The following is a 19,037-nucleotide window of genomic DNA, read 5'->3' on the forward strand; positions in this document are numbered from 1 at the left end:
AAGGCCGGGATTTAAAGAGAGGCCAACAAGACCGGCGAGCTTTTCCATTGTGAGCGGGGGCCCGCTCTTATGAGCCCCTATTCGCCCGGGACATCGGCCGAACCCCTTTATCGAGTGGCAATCTGCCCAGCGCTTTCCGCGACGAAACGCTGCGCCGGGACCCGGCGTGCGCCGGCGGGTGCGAGGCCGAAGGTCGTGAACGCCGTGCGCGTGGGCAGCGGATAGCGCGCGCCGCCCGGCAGGGAGTTGAGGATCGTGGCCGCCCGGTGCGCCACCAGGCCGAGGTCGGGGGCGCCGACGCCATGGGTGTGCAGCTCGGCGTTCTGCACGAACACCGCGCCCGTGACGGCCGGAGCGAGCGCCAGCCGGTAGTCCTCCGTCACCTCGGGCCGCCCCGCCGCGTCCCTGCGCAGGACCGGGTCGAGCGCCGAGAGCAGCGGGTCGAGGGGCCGTTCGCGATATCCCGTGGCCAACACGAGCCCCGCGGTGCGCAGCCTGCCGCGCTCCCCCGAGTCGGCGTGCTCCACGTGCAGCTCGATCTCGGCGGTGCCCGTGCGGCCCGCGGTGCGGACGGCGACGCCGGGCAGCAGCGCCGCGTCGGGCCACCCGGCGCGCAGGCCGTGCTCGTACAGCTCGTCGTGGATGGCGGCCAGGGTCCCCGCGTCGATCGCCTTGTACAGCCGCCCCTGCCCGGCCACCAGCCGGTCGCGCACCGGCTCGGGCAGCCCGTGGAAGTACCGCGTGTAGTCGGGCGTGAAGTGCTCGAGGCCGAGCTTGCTGTACTCCATGGGCGCGAACGCGGGGCTGCGGGTGATCCAGTGCAGCCCTTCGCGCCCAGGCGGGCGGCGGCGCAGCAGGTCGAGGAAGACCTCGGCGCCCGACTGGCCCGAGCCGACGACGGTGACATGGTCGAGGGCGAGGAGCCGTTCGCGGTGGTCGAGGTAGTCGGCGGAGTGGATCACGGGCACGGCCGACGAGTCGGCCAGCGGGCGCAGCGGCTCCGGGACGTGCGGCGCGGTGCCGATGCCGACGGCGAGGTGGCGGGCGTGCGCGCGGGTCGTCTCGACGGGCGCCCCTTCGGGGCCGAGCCGGGTGATGTCCAGCTCGAAGAGGGCTCGTTCGGCGTTCCACCGCGCGCCGTCCACGTGGTGGCCGAAGAAGAGCCCGGGCAACTGGCCCGTGACCCAGCGGCAGTACGCGTCGTACTCGGCGCGCGGGATGTGGAACCGCTCGGCGACATAGAAGGGGAACAGCCGCTGCTGGTGCTGCAGATAGCTGAGGAAGCCATAGGGGCTCGTCGGGTCGGCGAGGGTCACCAGGTCGGCGAGGAACGGGACTTGCAGCGTCGTGCCCTCGATCAGCAGCCCGGGGTGCCAGTGGAACGCCGGCTCGCGCTCGAACCACGCCGTGCGCAGGTCGGGCCTGCCCTGGGCGAGGGCGGCGAGCGAGAGGTTGGCGGGGCCGATGCCGATGCCGACGAGGTCGAACGGGGAGTGCGGGTCCACGGGTGTCATCGGCTGCCGTCCTTCGCGATGCTCTCTGGTCTTTCGGTGGTCTGGGTGGTCTCGGTGGTCTGGGTGGTCTCGGTGGTCTCGGTGGTCTCGGTGGTCTCGGTGCTTTCAAGGTGCTCGGGCTCTGGGGGGTGGTCTGCCTGGTCGAGGACGAGCTTGATCAGGGCGGCCAGGTCGCTGTGCTGCACCTGGGGGTTGAGGAGGGTGGCCTTGAGCCACAGCGCCGGGCGCCCGGCCGCGTCGGGCGCGCAGGCCCGGCCGAGGACGGCGCGGCCCTCGGCGAGCAGCCTGCGGCGGATGGCGGCGACCTGCTCGTCGGCCGCGCCCGCGGGGCGGAAGAGAACGGTCGAGATGGTGGGCGGGGCCCACAGGGTCAGGCGCGGCTCGGCGGCGACCAGGGCGGCCAGGGCGCGCGCGGCGTCGCACACGCTGTCCACCAGCGCGGCCAGGCCCGTGGTGCCGAGGGCGCGTATGGTCACGGCGACCTTGAGGATGTCGGGGCGGCGTGTGGTGCGCAGCGAGCGGCCCAGCAGGTCGGGCAGCCCCGCCTCGGTGTCGTCCTCGGCGTTGAGGTAGTCGGCGCGCTGGCTCAGGGCGGCGAGCCACGCGGTGTCGGGAACGGTCAGAAGACCGGCGGCGACCGGCTGCCAGCCCAGCTTGTGCAGGTCGAGCGTGACGGAGTCGGCGCGTTCGAGCCCGGCGACCTTGGCCCGGTGGGCGTCGCTCAGCAGCAGCGGGCCGCCATAGGCCGCGTCGACGTGCAGCGCCGCGGCCCCGCGGGCGCGGTGGGCGGCCAGGGCGTCGGCGAGCCGGGGCAGCGGGTCGATGACCCCGGCGTCGGTGGTGCCCGCGGTGGCGACGACCAGGGCGCGGGCGGCGCCCGCCGCGTCGAGGCGGTCAAGGGCCGCGGCGACGGCGCGGGGGTCGAGCGCGCCGGTGGGCGTGGGCAGCACGAGGGGCGTGGGCAGCCCGAGCAGCCAGGCCGCGCGCCTGACGCTGTGGTGGGCGTTGGCCCCGCACACCAGGGTCAGCCGGGGGCCGAGGCGCTCGCGGGCGAGGAGGGCGCCCAGGAGGTTGGCCTCGGTGCCGCCCGTGGTGACCAGGGCGTCGGGGGCCGGGCCCGCGGGGTGGACCAACGCGGCGAGCGCGCCGGTGAGATGGCGTTCGAGGACGGAGGCGGCGGGGGCCTGGTCCCAGGAGTCCATCGAGGGGTTGAGCGCAGCGGCGGCTAGGTCGGCCGCGGCGGCGACGGCCAGCGGCGGGGCGTGCAGATGGGCCGCGCAGTGGGGGTCGGCCGGGTCGGCGGCGCCCTCGGCGAGCGCCGTCACCAGGGAGTGCAGCGCGTCGTGCGCGCCGGTGCCCCGCGCCGGGAGCGCGGCGCCGTAGCGGGTCAGCAACCGACGGGCGACGGCGTCGGGACCGCCGCGGGGCAACGGCCCGCAGCGCGCGGCGGCGCCCTCGTCGAGGGCGGCGAGAACGGTCTCCACCAGGGGCCGCAGGGCGCGCGGCCCGGCGGGGCCGCCCGCGAGCAGGCTGGGGTCGGGGGTGGGGGGCGCGGCCATGCTTCGGTCTCTCTCACGTGCGTGGGGGCGCCGGCTTGGGCCGGACGGGCACAAGCTACGCGGGCGCCCCCGGCGCGGTCCCGGCGTTGCGAGCCGTTCCCCCGAACGAGCTAACGGACGGCCGATGTGTTCCCGAACGCGCGTCGCACGTCGAGCGCCCGCCGCATGTCGTCGAGCTGGTTGACCAGACCGCGGGCCAGGGCGGGAACGGGCTCGTGGTCGCGCAGCCACTCCTCGGTCAGCCGCGCGGTCTCCTTGCCGACGAGGACCGCGGGGTAGGCGTACCGCCCTGCCATCACGCCCAGGGTGTGGCCGCGGCGGGCGGCCAGGGCGGTGGCGGCGGGGAAGTAGCGCTCGACGTAGGGCGTCAGCAGCTCCTCGTGCTCGGGGTGCCAGAAGCCCTGGGCGGTCGCGAGGAAGAGGTAGTTGGACAGCCGGTCGGCGGGGTCGAACATCGCCTCCCACGCGGCCGCCTTGGCCTCCTCGTCCGGCAGGGCGGCGCGGCAGCGGGCCGCGCCCTCCTCGCCCACGGCGGTGGCGTCGCGCGCGGCCTCGGCCGCGATCTCCTCGCGCGTGGTGGCGCCGAGGACGGCGAGCCGGTGCAGCAGCTGCCAGCGCAGCTCGGGGTCGAGGTGCGGCCCGCCGGGGACCGTGCCCGACGCATACCACGAGCGCAGCTCGCCGGGCTCGGTGGCCGCGCCGATCGCCGCCCGCGCCGCGATCAGGCGGCGGGTGGGGTCGGTGGTGGCGGGGCCGAGCAGCTCGGCGGCGAGGTCGCCGACGAGGCGCAGCGCGGTGGCCCGCCGCCTGCCCGCGAGGTAGACGCCCGCGACCTGGCCGCTGGCGAAGCCGATGACCGACTCGACGAGCGCGGTGGCGGGCTCGTCGGGGAGCAGGCGGCGGGCCGCGTCGGCGTACAGGAGCGGGTCGAGCTCGCCGTCGCGCACCATGTCGCGCAGCGAGCCCCAGACGACGGTCCTGGTCAACGGGTCGGGCAGGGTGGGCAGGACGCGCAGCGCCGTCTCGCGTGAGGCGCGGTCGAGCCGCACCTTGGCATAGGTGAGGTCGCCGTCGTTGACCACGAGCAGCGCGGGCCTGGCGCCGGGAAAGGTGTGCTCGGCGGTGCCGTCGGCGGCGGGCAGGTCGAGGGTGTGGCGCTCGCGCAGGACCGCGCGCCCCTCCTCCTCGTCGTACGCCCCGAGCGTGAGCCGGTGCGGGCGCCCTCCCTTGTGCTGGAGCCGCAGCCGCCACTCCCCCGCGCCGTCCGTGACCTCGGGGGTGAGCGTGTCGGGGCCGCTCGTGCGCAGCCAGCGGTCGGCCCACTCGGGGACGGGGCGGCCCGAGGCGCGGGCCATGGAGCCGATGAAGTCGGCGAGGGTCGCGTTGCCGAACCTGTGGCGGGCGAAGTGGTCGTTGATCCCGGCGATGAAGTCCTTCTCGCCGAGCCAGGTGACCAGTTGGCGCAGCGCGGAGGCGCCCTTGGCATAGGAGATGCCGTCGAAGTTGAGCCACGCCGACGCCGTGTCGGGCACCGCGTCGGGCTCGGGCGCGACGGGGTGGGTGGTGGGGCGCTGGTCGACGTCGTAGCCCCACGCCTTGCGGGCGACGGCGAACTCGTTCCACGGCTCGTAGCCGGTCGTGTCGTCGATCACCTGGTACCCCATGAACTCGGCGAACGACTCGTTGAGCCAGATGTCGTCCCACCAGCGCAGGGTGACCAGGTCGCCGAACCACATGTGCGCCATCTCGTGCGCGATGACGACGCCGCGCGTCTGGCGCTGGGTCTCGGTGACGGCCGAGCGATAGATGAACTCGTCGCGCAGGGTGACGAGTCCGGGGTTCTCCATGGCGCCCGCGTTGAACTCGGGGACGAACGCCTGGTCGTAGGAGTCGAACGGGTAGGGCTCGTCGTAGAGCTCGGCGTAGCGGTCGAAGCAGCGCCTGGTCAGGTCGAACAGCTCGTCCGCGTCCTTGTCCAGGTGCTCGGCCAGCGAACGCCGCACATGCAGGCCGAAGGGCAGGCCCGCGTGCTCGGTGCGCACCGAGTGGTAGGGGCCCGCGACGACGGCCATCAGATAGGTGCTCAGCGGCGGGGTGGTGGCGCAGATCCAGCGGCCCGGCTCGCCGTCGACGCGCGTCGCGACGCCGTTGCCCAGCACCGTCCAGTCCTCGGGCGCGGTGACGGTGACGTCGAAGACGGCCTTGAGGTCGGGCTGGTCGAACGCCGCGTAGACCAGAGGGCTCTCGGTCATGCAGCACATGCTGTAGAGGTAGGTGAGCCCGTCGGCGGGGTCGGTGAAGCGGTGGATGCCCTCGCCGGTGCGCGAGTAGGGCATGGCGGCGGTGACGGACAGCTCGTGCTCGCCCTCCGCGAGGCCGGTCAGCGCGATGCGCCCTTCGGCGAACGCCGCGGGGTCGAGGTCATCGCCGTCCAGGGTGGCGCGGCGCACGGCGGTGGGCCGCAGCTCGGCGAAAGTGTCACCGGCCTGACGGGCGCGGAAGCGGATCGTGGTGGCGGAGGTGAACGTCTCCTCGCCGCCGGTGAAGTCGAGGTCGATCGCGTACTGGCGTACCTCGATGAGGCGGGCGCGGTCTTCCGCTTCGCTGCGTGTCAGTGTGGCCATGGGGATCATCGTGCCGCAGTGGACGGCCTACCGGAACTCCCCCTAGCGCCTACCGCCGATCGTCCGACGGCGATCCGCCACCGGGCACGGACTCGCTCGCGAGCGTCTCGTGGTGGCGGATCACCTCGGCGATGATGAAGTTCAGCAGCTTCTCGGCGAACGCCGGATCCAGCTTGGCGCTCTCCGCGAGCTGCCGCAGCCGCTTGATCTGGCGCGCCTCGCGCGCCGGGTCGGCGGCCGGGAGCCGGTGCTCGGCCTTGAGCCGCCCGACCCGCTGCGTCGCCTTGAAGCGCTCGGCCAGGATGTGGACGACGGCGGCGTCGATGTTGTCGATGCTGTCCCGCAGCTGAACGAGCTCGGCGCGGACGCTCTCGTCCAGGTCGTCCCGGTCGTCAAGGCTCCTCATGCACCCCACCCTAGAGGGAGGGATCACCTGATCGCGCCCGCGGCGAGGCCACCGGCCAGGCGGCGCTGCACCAGGACGAAGAAGATCAGGACCGGCAGCGTGATCAGGGTCGAGCCCGCCATCACCGCGCCCCAGTCGGTGCTGTACTGGCCGAAGAAGCGGTGCAGCCCGACGGCCGCGGTGTACTTGCTGTCGTCCTGCATGAAGACGAACGCAAAGACGAACTCGTTCCAGGCGACGATGAACGCAAAGACGCTCGTGGCCACGAGCCCGGGGGCGACCAGCGGCAGCAGGATCCTCGCGAACATCCCCCACCAGCCGCAGCCGTCCAGATAGGCCGCCTCCTCGACCTCCCTTGGCACCGCGGCGACGAAGCCGCGCAGCGTCCAGACGGCGAACGGCAGCGAGAACGCCAGGTACACGACCGTCAGTCCGATCAGGCTGTTGAGCAGCTCCAGGTCGCGCATCTGGAGGAACAGCGGGATGACTAGCGCCTCCAACGGCACCATCTGCACCACCAGGATCATCACCAGCACCTGGGTGCGCAGCCGGAAGCGGAAGCGGGCCACCGCGACGGCCGCGAAGAGCGCGAGCAGCCCGGAGAGCAGCACCGTGCCAAGGCCCACCAGCGCGGAGTTGGCCAGATACCGGGCGAACTCGCCGTCGTCGAGCACGTGGGAGAAGTGGTCGAGGGTGAACCCGGAGGGCAGCACCTCGGAGCCGCGGTGGTCCGCCTCGGGGTCGAACGCGGAGGAGATCATCCAGTAGACGGGGAAGAGCGTGAACGCCAGCAGCGCCGCCACGGCCGCGGCGATGCCGATCCTTCCCGCGGTGGAGGTGCGGCGGGTCACGTGGCCTCCCCCTCGTCGGACTCCCTGGACAGGGCCCGCACATAGACGACGGTGATGGCGAGCAGCAGCAGCGTGAGCAGGACCGCGATGGCCGAGCCGAGGCCGTACTGGTTGCGGCTGAAGGACTCGATGTAGGACCACACGCCCAGGTTGAGGACGTCGGGGTTGGCGCCCGCGCCGCCCGGCATGAGGTAGATCTGCGCGAACACCTTGAAGTCCCAGATGATCGACAGGATCGTCACCACCATGAAGACGGGCCTTATGGTGGGGACGGTGATGTGCCGGAAGCGCTGCCAGGCGTTCGCCCCGTCCACCGTCGCCGCCTCGGGCAGCTCGCGCGGGATGGTCAGCAGCGCCGCGTAGACGGTGATGGCCACGAAGGGGAAGCCGTGGTGGACGACGTTGAGCGTGGCGATCGCGTAGAACGACCAGCGCTCGGTGAACCAGTTGGTCTCGCGCGGCTCGATCAGCCCGAGCCCGTCGAGGCCGCCGCTGACCACGCCGTCCAGCGGGTCGAACACCCAGATCCACACATAGGTGCCGGTCACCGCGGGCATCGCCCAGGCCATCATGACCGCCGTCGAGCAGATGACCCGCCATGCGCGCCCGAGGCGTTGCAGCAGCAGCGCGACCAGGGTGCCGACCACGACGGTGAGGGCCACGCACGCGGCCGCGAACCCCACGGTGTTGGGCAGCACCGTGGTCCACAGGAACGAATCGCCCAGGATCTCGCGGTAGTTGTCGAGACCTGTGTAGTTGCTCTCGCCGGTGTTGATCTGCCGCAGCCCGTAGTCCTGGAACGACAGCAGCAGCACGCGCACCAGCGGCCAGAACAGCAGCACCGCGAGGACGGCGAGCGCGGGGGCGAGCAGCAGCCAGGGCCGCGAGGCGCGGGCCCATGCCGCGCGGCGCGCGGCACGGGCCATCGGCGCGGCGGGCCCGGCCTTCCTCGGGCCCTTGCCCAGGTCCCTCCTCAGGTCAGCCGCCAAAGGTCTCGTCCATGGCCGCGGCGGCCTCGTCGGCGGCCTCCTGGGGGCTCTGGTCGCCCGAGAGGATCCGCTGGAGCATGCCCTGGACGATCTGCTCGCCCTGGACCTGCCCGTACAGCTCGGTCACCGGGAGCGCGGCGCCCGCCTCCAGCATCTGCCGGGCGAACGGCGCCACCAGCGGGTCGTCCTCCGCCTGGACCTCCTCGAGCAGCGACTGCTGCCCGGGGAAGTACCCCGACTGGTCGGCCCATTGGGCGGCCAGCTCGCCCGTGGTCATCATCTCGATGAGCTGCCAGGCGAGTTCGGGCTCGTCGCTGTTGAACTCCCCGAGCAGCGAGCCGCCGACGAAGGACGGGCTGAGGCCGCTCCCCTGGCCCGGCAGCGGCACCACGCCGACCTGCTCGGCCCAGGCCGGGTCGGCCTGGAGGAGGGTGTTCACCGTCCAGTTGCCGTTGACGACCATGGCCGCGTCGCCGTTCTGGAAGCTCTCCAGCTGGTCGGTCTCCAGCCAGGTCTCGGCGGCGGCGACGGAGAGGTCGTCCTCGGTGGCCAGCGACGTGTAGAAGTCGATCCCCTCGACGGCCTCGGGGGAGTTGATGGTGGAACGCCAGCCGTCGCCGTCCCGCTCGGCGATCTCGCCGCCCGCGCCCCAGATGAACGGGTACAGGCCGTACTCGCTGCCGCCGGGGACCGGGAAGGGGATCATGTCGGGCTCGAGGTCGCGCAGCCGGAGCGCGACATCGCGCAACTCCTCCCAGGTGGTGGGGGGTTGGAGGCCGTGTTCGGCGAAGATGTCCGCGCGGTACATGAGCGAGCGGATACCCGCGTACCACGGCATGCCGTAGACGGCCCCGTCCACGGTGGCCGCGTCGATGAGCCCGGGCACCAGGTCGTCGCCGAGGCCCGCCTCGTCGATGCTCCCCGAGAGGTCGGCCAGCGCCCCCGCCGCCCCGAACTCCGGCGCCCATGTGGTGCCGATCTCGGCCACGTCGGGCAGCTCACCGCCCGCCATGGCCGTGGTGAACCGGTCGTGCGCGTCGGCCCACTGGATGAACTGCACGTCGAGCGATGCGCCGGTCTCCTCGCCGAACGCGGCCTCGAGCGCCTCCACATAGGGCTCGGCGTCGGGGTTGGTGCCCTCCATGATCCAGACCTCGAGGGTCGCGCCCCCGCCGTTCGAGCCGTCGCCGCCGTCGCCGCCGTCGCCGCCGCACGCCGTCAGCAGGCCGAGCGACAGGGCCGCGGCGCCGGCGACCAGGCGCCGGCGCCGCGACAGGCGCGGAAAGGGGGAACGCCCCCGGGGAGATTGCCGCATACGAGCGCCCCTCCGTAACGATCGAATGAGCGTCGATTGTGACAGCGCGGCAAACGGCCGATCCAGATCCTCACATCACGGAACGGCACCGTTTGTGGGCTGGACCACTGACCGCATTGGTCCAGGCCAGAGGCCCGAAGGGGCCCCCGAGGGCGGCCCGTTGGGCCCAGCTCAGACGGTGAGCGCCCGGTCGGTCGGCCTGATCGGGTAGGGCAGCCGGGATTCGCCCGTCAGATAGCGGTCCACGCCCCGCGCCGCGGCGCGGCCCTCGGCGATGGCCCACACGATGAGCGACTGCCCGCGCCCGGCGTCCCCTGCGACGAACACGCCGTCCACGTTGGTGGCGTAGGACGCGTCCCGCGCGATGTTGCCGCGCTCGTCGAGGTCGAGGCCGAACTGCGCGACCAGCCCGTTCTCCTGGTCGGTGCCGGTGAACCCCATGGCCAGGGTGACCAGTTGGGCCGGGATGCGGCGTTCGGTGCCCGGCTTGCGCGTGAGCTTCCCCTCCACGAACTCCACCTCGACCAGGTGGAGCCACCGCACGTCGCCGTGCTCGTCGCCCTCGAAGCGCGTGGTGGACACGGAGTAGACGCGCTCGCCGCCCTCCTCGTGCGCCGAGGTGACCTTGAACGTCATGGGGAACGTGGGCCACGGCTGGTGGGCGGGCCGCTCGTCCGAGGGGCGCGGCATGATCTCCAGCTGGGTCACGGACGCCGCGCCCTGCCGGTGCGCGGTCCCCACGCAGTCGGCGCCGGTGTCGCCGCCGCCGATGACCACGACGTGCTTGCCCTCGGCGCTGATCGGCGAGGCGATCAGGTCGCCCTCCTGCACCTTGTTGGACAGCGGCAGATACTCCATCGCCTGGTGCACGCCGCCCAGCTCGCGCCCGGGGACCGGCAGGTCGCGCGCGGTGGTGGCGCCCGCGGCGATGACCACCGCGTCGTACCGCTTGCGCAGCGACGCGGCGTCGATGTCCCTGCCGATCTCCACGCCCGTGCGGAACTTGGTGCCCTCCGCGCGCATCTGCTCGATGCGGCGGTTGAGGTGGCGCTTCTCCATCTTGAACTCGGGGATGCCGTACCGCAGCAACCCCCCGACGCGGTCGGCGCGTTCGAAGACGGCGACGGTGTGCCCCGCCCTGGTGAGCTGCTGGGCCGCGGCGAGCCCGGCCGGGCCCGAGCCGATGACGGCGACGGTCTTGCCGGAGAGCCGCTGCGGGGGCTGCGGGGTGATCGCGCCCGCCTCCCACGCCTTGTCGACGATGGTGACCTCGACGTTCTTGATGGTCACCGCGGGCTGGTTGATGCCGAGCACGCACGCCGACTCGCACGGCGCGGGGCACAGCCGCCCGGTGAACTCGGGGAAGTTGTTGGTCGCGTGCAGCCGCTCGCTGGCCGCCCCCCAGTCGCCGCGGTAGGCGTAGTCGTTCCACTCGGGGATCAGGTTCCCCAGCGGACAGCCGTTGTGGCAGAACGGCACGCCGCAGTCCATGCAGCGCCCGGCCTGCTTGCTGATGACGGGCAGGAGCGAGCCGGGGACGTAGACCTCGTTCCAGTCCTTGACCCGGGTCTCGACGGGGCGGGTCCGCGCGACCTCGCGCCGGGTGGTCAGAAAGCCCTTCGGATCAGCCATGGGTCGCCGCCTCCATCATCTTCTCGTGGGTCTCGGACTCGGAGAGTCCGGCCCGCTCGGCGGCGTCCTTGGCGGCGAGCACGGCCTTGTAGGTGGTGGGCATGATCTTGCGGAAGCGCGCGAGCGAGGCGTCCCAGTCCGCCAGCAGCGCGCCCGCGACGGTCGATCCGGTCTCCTCGGCATGGCGGCGCACCACGCCGCGCAGCCACTCCGCGTCGCCCGCGTCAAGCTCCTCGACCGCGACAAAGCCGGGGTTGACCGACGCGGGGTCGAGATCGATCAGATAGGCGACGCCGCCGGACATCCCGGCCGCGAAGTTGCGCCCGACCGCGCCGAGCACGACGGCCCTGCCGCCGGTCATGTACTCACAGCCGTGATCGCCGACGCCCTCGGCGACGACCGTGGCGCCGGAGTTGCGCACGCAGAAGCGCTCGCCGACCCGGCCGCGCAGGAAGATCTCGCCACCGGTCGCGCCATAGGCGATGGTGTTCCCGGCGATCGTGGAGAACTCCGGCAGGTGGTCGGCCGCCCGGTCGGGGCGGACGATCAGCCGCCCACCGGAGAGCCCCTTGCCGACATAGTCGTTGGCGTCGCCCTCCAGGCGCAGCGTGACGCCGCGCGGCACGAAGGCGCCGAACGACTGGCCCGCCGAGCCCGTGAAGGTGAGGTCGATCGTGTCGTCGGGCAGGCCCGCGCCGCCGAACCGCTTGGTCACCTCGTGCCCCAGCATGGTGCCCACGGTGCGGTTGATGTTGCGGATGGCCAGCTGGGCGCGGACCGGCTGCGCGTCCTCGGCCGTCTCGGCGGACAGCGCGTCGGCCGACAGCTTGATCAGGTCGTTGTCCAGCGCCTTGGCCAGGCCGTGGTCCTGCTCGGTGGTCCGGTGCCGCGGGGTGCCGTCGCGCAGCTCGGGCACATACAGCAGCGGGGCCAGGTCGAGGCCCTGCGCCTTCCAGTGGTCCACCGCGCGCGAGACGTCAAGCAGCTCGGCGTGGCCGACGGCCTCCTCAAGGCCGCGGAAGCCCAGCTCGGCCAGCAGCTCGCGGACCTCCTCGGCGATGAACTCGAAGAAGTTCACCACGAACTCCGGCTTACCGGTGAAACGTTCCCTCAGGACCGGGTTCTGGGTCGCGATGCCGACGGGGCACGTGTCGAGGTGGCACACCCGCATCAGAACGCAGCCCGAGACGACCAGCGGCGCGGTGGCGAAGCCGAACTCCTCGGCGCCGAGCAGCGCCGCGACCAGCACGTCGCGCCCGGTCTTCAGCTGCCCGTCGGTCTGCACCACGATCCGGTCGCGCAGCCCGTTGAGCAGCAGCGTCTGCTGCGTCTCGGCCAGGCCCAGCTCCCAGGGGCCGCCCGCGTGCTTGAGCGAGGTGAGCGGCGAGGCGCCGGTGCCGCCGTCGTGCCCCGAGATCAGCACCACGTCGGCGTGCGCCTTGGAGACGCCCGCGGCGACCGTTCCCACGCCGACCTCGGAGACCAGCTTGACGTGGATCCGCGCGCCGGGGTTGGCGTTCTTCAGGTCGTGGATGAGCTGCGCCAGGTCCTCGATGGAGTAGATGTCGTGGTGCGGCGGCGGCGAGATCAGCCCGACGCCCGGCGTCGAGTGCCGCGTCCTGGCCACCCACGGGTAGACCTTGTGCCCGGGCAGCTGGCCGCCCTCGCCCGGCTTGGCGCCCTGGGCCATCTTGATCTGGATGTCGTCGGCGTTCACCAGGTACTCGCTCGTCACGCCGAAGCGCCCGGACGCCACCTGCTTGATGGCGCTGCGCCGCGCCGGGTCGACCAGCCGCTCGGAGTCCTCGCCGCCCTCGCCGGTGTTGGACTTGGCGCCGAGCCGGTTCATGGCGATGGCCAGCGTCTCGTGCGCCTCCTGCGAGATGGAGCCGTAGCTCATGGCGCCCGTGGAGAACCGCTTGACGATCTCGGAGACCGGCTCGACCTCCTCGATCGGCACCGGCGGCCGCACGCCCTCGCGCAGCCTGAAGAGGCCGCGCAGCGTCATGAGCCGCTCGGACTGCTCGTTCACGCGCTCGGTGTACGCGCGGAAGATGTCGTAACGCCGCTCGCGCGTGGAGTGCTGGAGCCTGAAGACCGCCTCGGGGTCGAACAGGTGCGGCTCGCCCTCGCGGCGCCACTGGTACTCGCCGCCGATGTCCAGGTTCCGGTGGGCGGGAGCCACGCCGGAGGCGGGGAACGCGGCGGCGTGCCGCGCGGCCACCTCGCGGGCGATGACGTCGATCCCGGCGCCGCCGATCTTGGTGGTGGTGCCGTGGAAGTAGGCGTCGACGAACGCCGCGTCGAGCCCGACCGCCTCGAAGACCTGGGCGCCACGGTAGGAGGCGACGGTGGAGATGCCCATCTTGGACATCACCTTGAGCACGCCCTTGCCCAGCGCCTTGATCAGGTTGCGGATGGCGGTGGGCGCGTCGACGTCAGGCAGATAGGTGCCGCGCGCCACCAGGTCCTCGACGGACTCCATGGCCAGGTAGGGGTTGACCGCCGCGGCGCCGTAGCCGATCAGCAGCGCGACATGGTGCACCTCGCGCACGTCGCCCGCCTCGACCAGCAGGCCCACATGGGTGCGCTGCTTGGTGCGGATGAGGTGGTGATGCACGGCCGAGGTCAGCAGGAGGGAGGGGATCGGCGCGTGCTCGGCGTCCGAGTGCCGGTCGGAGAGCACGATGATCCGCGCGCCGTCCGCGATGGCCGCGTCGGCCTCGGCGCAGATCTCGGCCAGCCGGTCGGCCAGCGCCTGCCCGCCGCCCGAGACCCGGTAGAGCCCGGAGAGCGTCACGGCGGCGAACCCGGGCAGGTCGCCGTCGGCGTTGATGTGGATGAGCTTGGCCAGCTCGTCGTTGTCGATCACCGGGAACGGCAGCGTCACGCTGCGACAGGAGGCCGCGACGGGGTCGAGCAGGTTGCCCTGGGGGCCGAGCGAGGAGTGCAGCGACGTGACGAGCTCTTCGCGGATCGCGTCCAGCGGCGGGTTGGTGACCTGCGCGAACAGCTGCGTGAAGTAGTCGAAGATCAGCCGGGGCCGGTCGGAGAGCGCGGCAATGGGGGTGTCCGTGCCCATCGACCCGATCGGCTCGGCGCCGGTGCGGGCCATGGGCGTGAGCAGGATCCGCAGCTCCTCCTCGGTGTAGCCGAACGTCTGCTGCCGCCGGGTGACCGAGGCGTGGGTGTGCACGATGTGCTCGCGCTCGGGCAGGTCGGCCAGCTCGATCAGGCCCGCCGCGAGCCATTCTCCGTAGGGCTGCTCGGCGGCCAACTCGGCCTTGATCTCGTCGTCCTCGATGATCCGGTGCTCGGCGGTGTCCACCAGGAACATCCGCCCCGGCTGGAGCCGCCCCTTGCGCACGACGCGCGACGGCTCGATGTCCAGCACGCCGACCTCGGACGACAGCACCACGAGCCCGTCGTCGGTGACCCAGTAACGCCCAGGTCGCAGCCCGTTGCGGTCGAGCACCGCGCCGACCCGCACGCCGTCGGTGAACGTGACACAGGCCGGGCCGTCCCACGGCTCCATGATCGTGGAGTGGTACTGGTAGAACGCCCGCCGCGCGGGGTCCATCGACTCGTGGTTCTCCCACGCCTCGGGGACCATCATCAGCACCGCGTGCGGCAGGCTCCGCCCACCCAGGTGCAGCAGCTCAAGCACCTCGTCGAAGGTGGCCGAGTCGGACGCCTCGGGCGTGCAGATGGGGAAGACCCGCTCGAGCCGCTCCGGGTCCCCGAACAGCTCGGTGGCCAGCCGCGACTCGCGCGCCCTCATCCAGTTGCGGTTCCCCTGGACGGTGTTGATCTCGCCGTTGTGCGCCACGAACCGGTACGGGTGGGCCAGCGGCCAGCTCGGGAACGTGTTGGTGGAGAACCGCGAGTGCACCAGCGCGATCGCCGACGCGAGCCGCCGGTCGGACAGGTCGGGGAAGAACGGCTCCAGCTGCCCCGTGGTCAGCATCCCCTTGTAGACAAGGGTGCGCGCGGACAGCGAGGGGAAGTACACCCCGGCCTCGCGCTCGGCGCGCTTGCGCAGGGCGTACACGGCGCGGTCGAGCTCGAGACCGGCCTTGGCGCCGTGGGCGTCGGCGACGAAGAGCTGCCGGAACGCGGGCATCGTCGCCCGCGCGGCGGCGCCGAGCAGCTCGGGCGCGACGGGCACCTCGCGCCAGCCGAGGACGTTCAGCTCCTCCTCGACCGCGATGGCCGCGATCCGTGCCATCGCGGTGGCGGCGGCGTCGGCACCCGTGGGCAGGAAGGCGATGCCGACCGCGTACGAACCGACGGGGGGCAGCGGGAACGGGACGTTCGCCCTGAGGAAGGCGTCCGGGATCTGGAACAGGATGCCCGCGCCGTCGCCGGTATCGGGATCCGAGCCGGTGGCCCCACGGTGTTCGAGGTTGCGCAGCACGGTGAGCGCCTGATCGACCAGCCCATGGCTGGCCTCGCCGGTGAGAGTGGCGACAAAGCCGACACCACAGGCGTCATGCTCGTGGCGCGGGTCGTACATCCCCTGCTTGACCGGGTGGGACGCGGAACGCATCGGCTCTCCCGTCGTCGTCTTGGTGCGTGATTGTTCCGAGGGACGACGCTGGCCCTGGCGTGCGTTAAATTTTCGTGCAGGTTACACGATGTGTCGGATCCCGGGAAGCGGATACGACAGTCCACGATGCGGACAGCGCCCACGGTGCGGGCCTCATTGCACATGCCCGGGGACAAGGATCTGAAACCCCCCAGAAACAATGCGACGCCATCAGCCCCAGCGGTTTTCCCCACCTGGGTTATTCCCCGCCTCCGCGCACGAAGGAGCCCCGCCGACGCGCGTGCGTCGGCGGGGCTCGATGGAGATCCGGGGGGCGGGTGGTGCTTACGGCCCCTTCTTGGCGGGCGCCGTCTCCTTCTCGCCGTCCTCGCCCTCGGCCCCCTCGGCCCCCTCGGCCTTCGCGAGCCCGGAGGCGTCGGCCGCCTCGGACGCCTCCGGCGCCTCGGATGTCTCCGCCGCTTCCGCCGACTCGGACGTCTCGGCCGACTCCACCGCGTCGGAGGGCTCGTCCTCCGGGGCCTCCACCTGCTCCTCGCGCCCCGGCGCCCGCTTGGACGAGATCACCAGGTACGCCACCGCGGCGGCGAAGACGAGGACCGATGTCCAGTTGTTCAGGCGCAGGCCGAGGAACTCGTGCGCCTCGTCGATCCGCAGGTACTCGATCCAGAAGCGGCCCGCCGTGTACGCCGCGACATACAGCGCGAACGCCCGCCCGTGCCCCAGCCTGAAGCGCCGGTCGGCCCAGATCACCAGCACGCCGACGCCCACGCACCACAGCGACTCGTAGAGGAAGGTGGGGTGGAAGGTGCCGTTGTCGAGGCCGTTGTCGATCTCCACGGCCCATGGAACGTCGGTGGCGCGACCGTAGAGCTCCTGGTTGAACCAGTTCCCCCAGCGGCCGATCGCCTGTGCGAACGCGATCCCCGGCGCGACCGCGTCGGCCATGGGCGGCAGCGCGATGCCCCTGCGGCGGCAGGCGATCCAGACGCCGAGCGCGCCACCGGCGATCGCGCCCCAGATGCCGATCCCGCCGTCCCAGATCTTGAACGCGTCGACCGGATCGCGGCCCTCGTCGAAGTACAGCTGGTAGTCGGTGACCACGTGGTAGACCCGCGCGCCGATCAGGCCGAAGGGCACCGCCCAGACGGCGACATCGGCGACCGTACCGGGCCTGCCTCCCCGCTCGACCCAGCGCCGCCCGCCGAGCCAGATGGCGAGGAAGACGCCGATGATGATGCACAGCGCGTATCCGCGGAGCGGGATCGATCCGAGGTGGATCTCGCTCTCGCTTGGGCTGGGGAATGAGGCAAGGATCTCCATGGTGCTCCCGACGCTACCGTGCCAGGGCGCCGGGACGGAATCCGCCTGCCCCATCCCGGCGCCCGTGTCCGTCACCGATCCGACGACGCTCCGGTGACGTTCCGGTGACGCTCCGGCGCCCACCCGGCTATCCGGCCAGTTCGTCCACGCGTTCGCGCAGGCGGTCGGGGGTGAGCGGGTCGTCGGTGTCGCCGTAGACGTTCTCGCCGTCCAGCAGGATCGTGGGGGTGCCGCTGAAGTCGGAGCCAAGGAATCCCTTGTTCGAACGGTGGACCCACTCGTCGTTGTCACCGTCCCGCACGCACGAGCGGAACGACTCGGTGTCAAGGCCCTCCACGTCGCCCGCCAAGGTGATCAGGTGAGACTTGTCACCGAAGGCGTCGTCCGACTCGGGTGGCTGGTTCTCGAAGAGGACGTCGTGGTACTCGGCGAACTTGCCCTCGTCCCTCGCGCACAGCGCGGCGTTGGCGGCGAACTTGGAGCCGTTCCCGCCAAGGTTGCCGTCGATGATCGTCACCAGGTGGTAGTCGACGCGCAGCTTGCCCTCGTCGGTCAGCTCGGCGACCGTGTCGCGGAAGCCGTTCTCGAACTGGCCACAGGCCGGGCAGCGGAAGTCCTCGTACACCGCAAGGGTGGCGGGGGCGTCGTCCCTGCCCACGCTGACCGGGTCGACGGCGGGGGTGTCGCCCGTGCCCCCGCCGTTGCCGTTGGCCGCGATGATGCCGACCCCGGTGGCCACCACCAGGACGGCGACGGCGATGCCGCTGACCTTGGCGGTGCGCTTGCGGCGCTCCGACGCCCGCTCGCGCTCACGCTCGGCGCGCAGCCGCTCGCGCGCGCTGATCTTCCCCTGACGATTCCGTTCGCTCACGCAAGGGCCAACGACGCCGCGCCGGTCAGGACACGCCCAGGCGAGGCCCGGCTCGGGCCGCCGCGCCTCAGCGCTCGGGCACGTCCGCGGGCGACTGCTCCCAGGGCACGCTCAGCCAGGGGCTCTCGGGCTCGGTGCTCAGGATCCGGTGCACGGCGACCATGTCCGTGTACCAGTCGCCGAACTCCTCGCTGTCGAAGTGCAGGCACCGGCCGAGCACGAAGCCGATGGCGAACTCGGCCCATGACCTGTACACCTGCCGACTCGCCCCGCCCGCCCGCAGCAGCGCCCGCTCGGTCTCGGCGAGGTCGGCGTACCGGGCGCCAAGTCCCCAGCGGGCCATGCAGGAGGCGCGCCCGAAGTCCCAGGCGAGCACGGAGCGCACACAGGAGTCGCCGCTCAGCAGGCCGTCGGCGCGGAAGCGCGCCTCGTAGCGCAGGACGCGGCCGATCAGCTCCTGGACCAGGGCGATGTCGGCGTCGAGGTCGAACTCCGGCGGGCGGCCCGTCTTGTCCACCACCTCGGCGGTGCGTGAGACCAGGACGCGCTCCGCCGTCTCGCGCCAGCGCACCGCGTCGGGCGCGGTGCCGTGCTCCTGCATCAGCGCCTGCCGCACGCGCAGCGCGAACTCCCAGGCGGGCGAGATAACGTCGCCGCGCAGCAGCTGCTCGGTGGTCTCGAGCCACTCGGGGCGCCCCGAGACGCCCCACCACGTGCGCAGCAGCTCCTTCTCCTCGGTGTAGCCGCCCCACTGCCAGCCGAGGTGGTTCCAGATGGCGCCGTTGTTGACCATGAGCATGGCGCCACAGGCCATGCCATGCGCCAGCGCGCCATGCCTGTGCCCCGTCCACAGCGTCTTGAGCTGCGGCTCGGGCGGCGAGCTCTTGATGTGCCGCTTCCAGCGCTTGGGGTCGGCGGGCAGAAAGGTCTCGACGGGGGTGCCGGGGTTGACCGCGAGCCAGCGGACGGACTTGGGCCAGCCCTTGGCCAGCGCCTTGAGGTCGCTGCGCTCGAAGACGTGGTCGCCGGTGGGCGCGGTGAGCATGCCGCGCGTGAAGACGGCGAGCGACAGGCCCTGGAAGCGCGGGTCGTGGAACGGCTTGAACGGGATCGTGCCCGGCACGGCGTCCATCAGCTCACGGGACATCGGGAAGTAGAGATCCGTCCCCGCGAGCACCGTGAAGAAGGCGGGCCAGTCCCCCTCGGCCCCCGCCGCGTAAAGCCTCTCCTCGACCACCGTGGGCGCCCGCCATGGCGCCTGATGACCCGCGGCGCTGCCCGCGGCCCCCGAAATCCCCATGCCACCGACTGTAGCGGGGAAGCGCGCCCGACCCTCACGGGGGCCGTGAGCCGGAGCGCGCGCCGGGCGTGAACCCGGCGCGCGCGTACGGCCGTTGGGCGGCGTTC

At 72.2% G+C, this 19,037-nt stretch carries 12 protein-coding genes; all 12 read right to left on the minus strand.

Annotation, left to right across the window (positions count from 1 at the left end; genetic code table 11):
- Nucleotides 1-107: 107 nt before the first annotated feature.
- The gene (locus DEH69_RS09305) at nucleotides 108-1,514 is read right to left on the minus strand and encodes a lysine N(6)-hydroxylase/L-ornithine N(5)-oxygenase family protein (protein ID WP_113686443.1); all 1,407 of its coding nucleotides are present in this window, start codon (nucleotides 1,512-1,514) and stop codon (nucleotides 108-110) included.
- A complete protein-coding gene (locus DEH69_RS09310) occupies nucleotides 1,511-3,073 on the minus strand; it encodes a pyridoxal-dependent decarboxylase (RefSeq protein WP_113686444.1) in 1,563 nt (520 codons plus the stop codon). Before DEH69_RS09310 ends, DEH69_RS09305 begins: the two co-directional genes overlap by 4 nt.
- A 110-nt stretch (nucleotides 3,074-3,183) precedes the next feature.
- The gene (pepN, locus tag DEH69_RS09315) at nucleotides 3,184-5,697 is read right to left on the minus strand and encodes an aminopeptidase N (RefSeq protein ID WP_113686623.1); all 2,514 of its coding nucleotides are present in this window, start codon (nucleotides 5,695-5,697) and stop codon (nucleotides 3,184-3,186) included.
- Nucleotides 5,698-5,746: 49 nt separating this feature from the next.
- Entirely contained in the window at nucleotides 5,747-6,103 is a 357-nt protein-coding gene (locus DEH69_RS09320; RefSeq protein ID WP_113686445.1) for a chorismate mutase, read from the minus strand.
- A 23-nt stretch (nucleotides 6,104-6,126) separates the two neighbouring features.
- Complete coding sequence (locus DEH69_RS09325; RefSeq protein WP_113686446.1) at nucleotides 6,127-6,954, minus strand: carbohydrate ABC transporter permease; 828 nt, start codon at nucleotides 6,952-6,954, stop codon at nucleotides 6,127-6,129.
- Nucleotides 6,951-7,943, minus strand: a complete 993-nt coding sequence (locus DEH69_RS09330; RefSeq protein WP_258534555.1) for a carbohydrate ABC transporter permease — start codon at nucleotides 7,941-7,943, stop codon at nucleotides 6,951-6,953. The genes DEH69_RS09325 and DEH69_RS09330 overlap by 4 nt, the downstream gene beginning before the upstream one ends.
- Nucleotides 7,933-9,258: a sugar ABC transporter substrate-binding protein gene (locus tag DEH69_RS09335; RefSeq protein WP_113686448.1), complete on the minus strand. Its 1,326-nt coding sequence runs from the start codon at nucleotides 9,256-9,258 to the stop codon at nucleotides 7,933-7,935. Before DEH69_RS09335 ends, DEH69_RS09330 begins: the two co-directional genes overlap by 11 nt.
- A 171-nt stretch (nucleotides 9,259-9,429) precedes the next feature.
- Nucleotides 9,430-10,890, minus strand: a complete 1,461-nt coding sequence (locus DEH69_RS09340; protein WP_113686449.1) for a glutamate synthase subunit beta — start codon at nucleotides 10,888-10,890, stop codon at nucleotides 9,430-9,432.
- A complete protein-coding gene (gene gltB / locus DEH69_RS09345; RefSeq protein WP_113686450.1) occupies nucleotides 10,883-15,439 on the minus strand; it encodes a glutamate synthase large subunit in 4,557 nt (1,518 codons plus the stop codon). The genes DEH69_RS09340 and gltB overlap by 8 nt, the downstream gene beginning before the upstream one ends.
- 324 nt (nucleotides 15,440-15,763) lie before the next feature.
- Nucleotides 15,764-16,759 carry a prolipoprotein diacylglyceryl transferase gene (gene lgt / locus DEH69_RS09350; RefSeq protein ID WP_113686451.1) on the minus strand — a complete coding sequence of 332 codons (996 nt, stop codon included), beginning with the start codon at nucleotides 16,757-16,759 and terminating at the stop codon, nucleotides 15,764-15,766.
- A gap of 127 nt (nucleotides 16,760-16,886) precedes the next feature.
- Nucleotides 16,887-17,630, minus strand: a complete 744-nt coding sequence (locus DEH69_RS09355; RefSeq protein WP_181727339.1) for a thioredoxin domain-containing protein — start codon at nucleotides 17,628-17,630, stop codon at nucleotides 16,887-16,889.
- Nucleotides 17,631-17,697: 67 nt separating this feature from the next.
- Nucleotides 17,698-18,930 carry a DUF1266 domain-containing protein gene (locus tag DEH69_RS09360; RefSeq protein WP_113686452.1) on the minus strand — a complete coding sequence of 411 codons (1,233 nt, stop codon included), beginning with the start codon at nucleotides 18,928-18,930 and terminating at the stop codon, nucleotides 17,698-17,700.
- Nucleotides 18,931-19,037 lie beyond the last annotated feature (107 nt).

It is taken from the genome of Streptomyces sp. PT12, from assembly GCF_003311645.1.
Taxonomy (GTDB): Bacteria; Actinomycetota; Actinomycetes; order Streptomycetales; family Streptomycetaceae; genus Streptomyces.

Bases quoted from the DNA above. Each gene is read 5' to 3' on its own strand.
- DEH69_RS09305 (WP_113686443.1), bottom strand. From the start codon at position 1,514: ATGACACCCGTGGACCCGCACTCCCCGTTCGACCTCGTCGGCATCGGC.
- DEH69_RS09310 (WP_113686444.1), bottom strand. From the start codon at position 3,073: ATGGCCGCGCCCCCCACCCCCGACCCCAGCCTGCTCGCGGGCGGCCCC.
- pepN (WP_113686623.1), bottom strand. From the start codon at position 5,697: ATGGCCACACTGACACGCAGCGAAGCGGAAGACCGCGCCCGCCTCATC.
- DEH69_RS09320 (WP_113686445.1), bottom strand. From the start codon at position 6,103: ATGAGGAGCCTTGACGACCGGGACGACCTGGACGAGAGCGTCCGCGCC.
- DEH69_RS09335 (WP_113686448.1), bottom strand. From the start codon at position 9,258: ATGCGGCAATCTCCCCGGGGGCGTTCCCCCTTTCCGCGCCTGTCGCGG.
- DEH69_RS09340 (WP_113686449.1), bottom strand. From the start codon at position 10,890: ATGGCTGATCCGAAGGGCTTTCTGACCACCCGGCGCGAGGTCGCGCGG.
- gltB (WP_113686450.1), bottom strand. From the start codon at position 15,439: ATGCGTTCCGCGTCCCACCCGGTCAAGCAGGGGATGTACGACCCGCGC.
- lgt (WP_113686451.1), bottom strand. From the start codon at position 16,759: ATGGAGATCCTTGCCTCATTCCCCAGCCCAAGCGAGAGCGAGATCCAC.
- DEH69_RS09360 (WP_113686452.1), bottom strand. From the start codon at position 18,930: ATGGGGATTTCGGGGGCCGCGGGCAGCGCCGCGGGTCATCAGGCGCCA.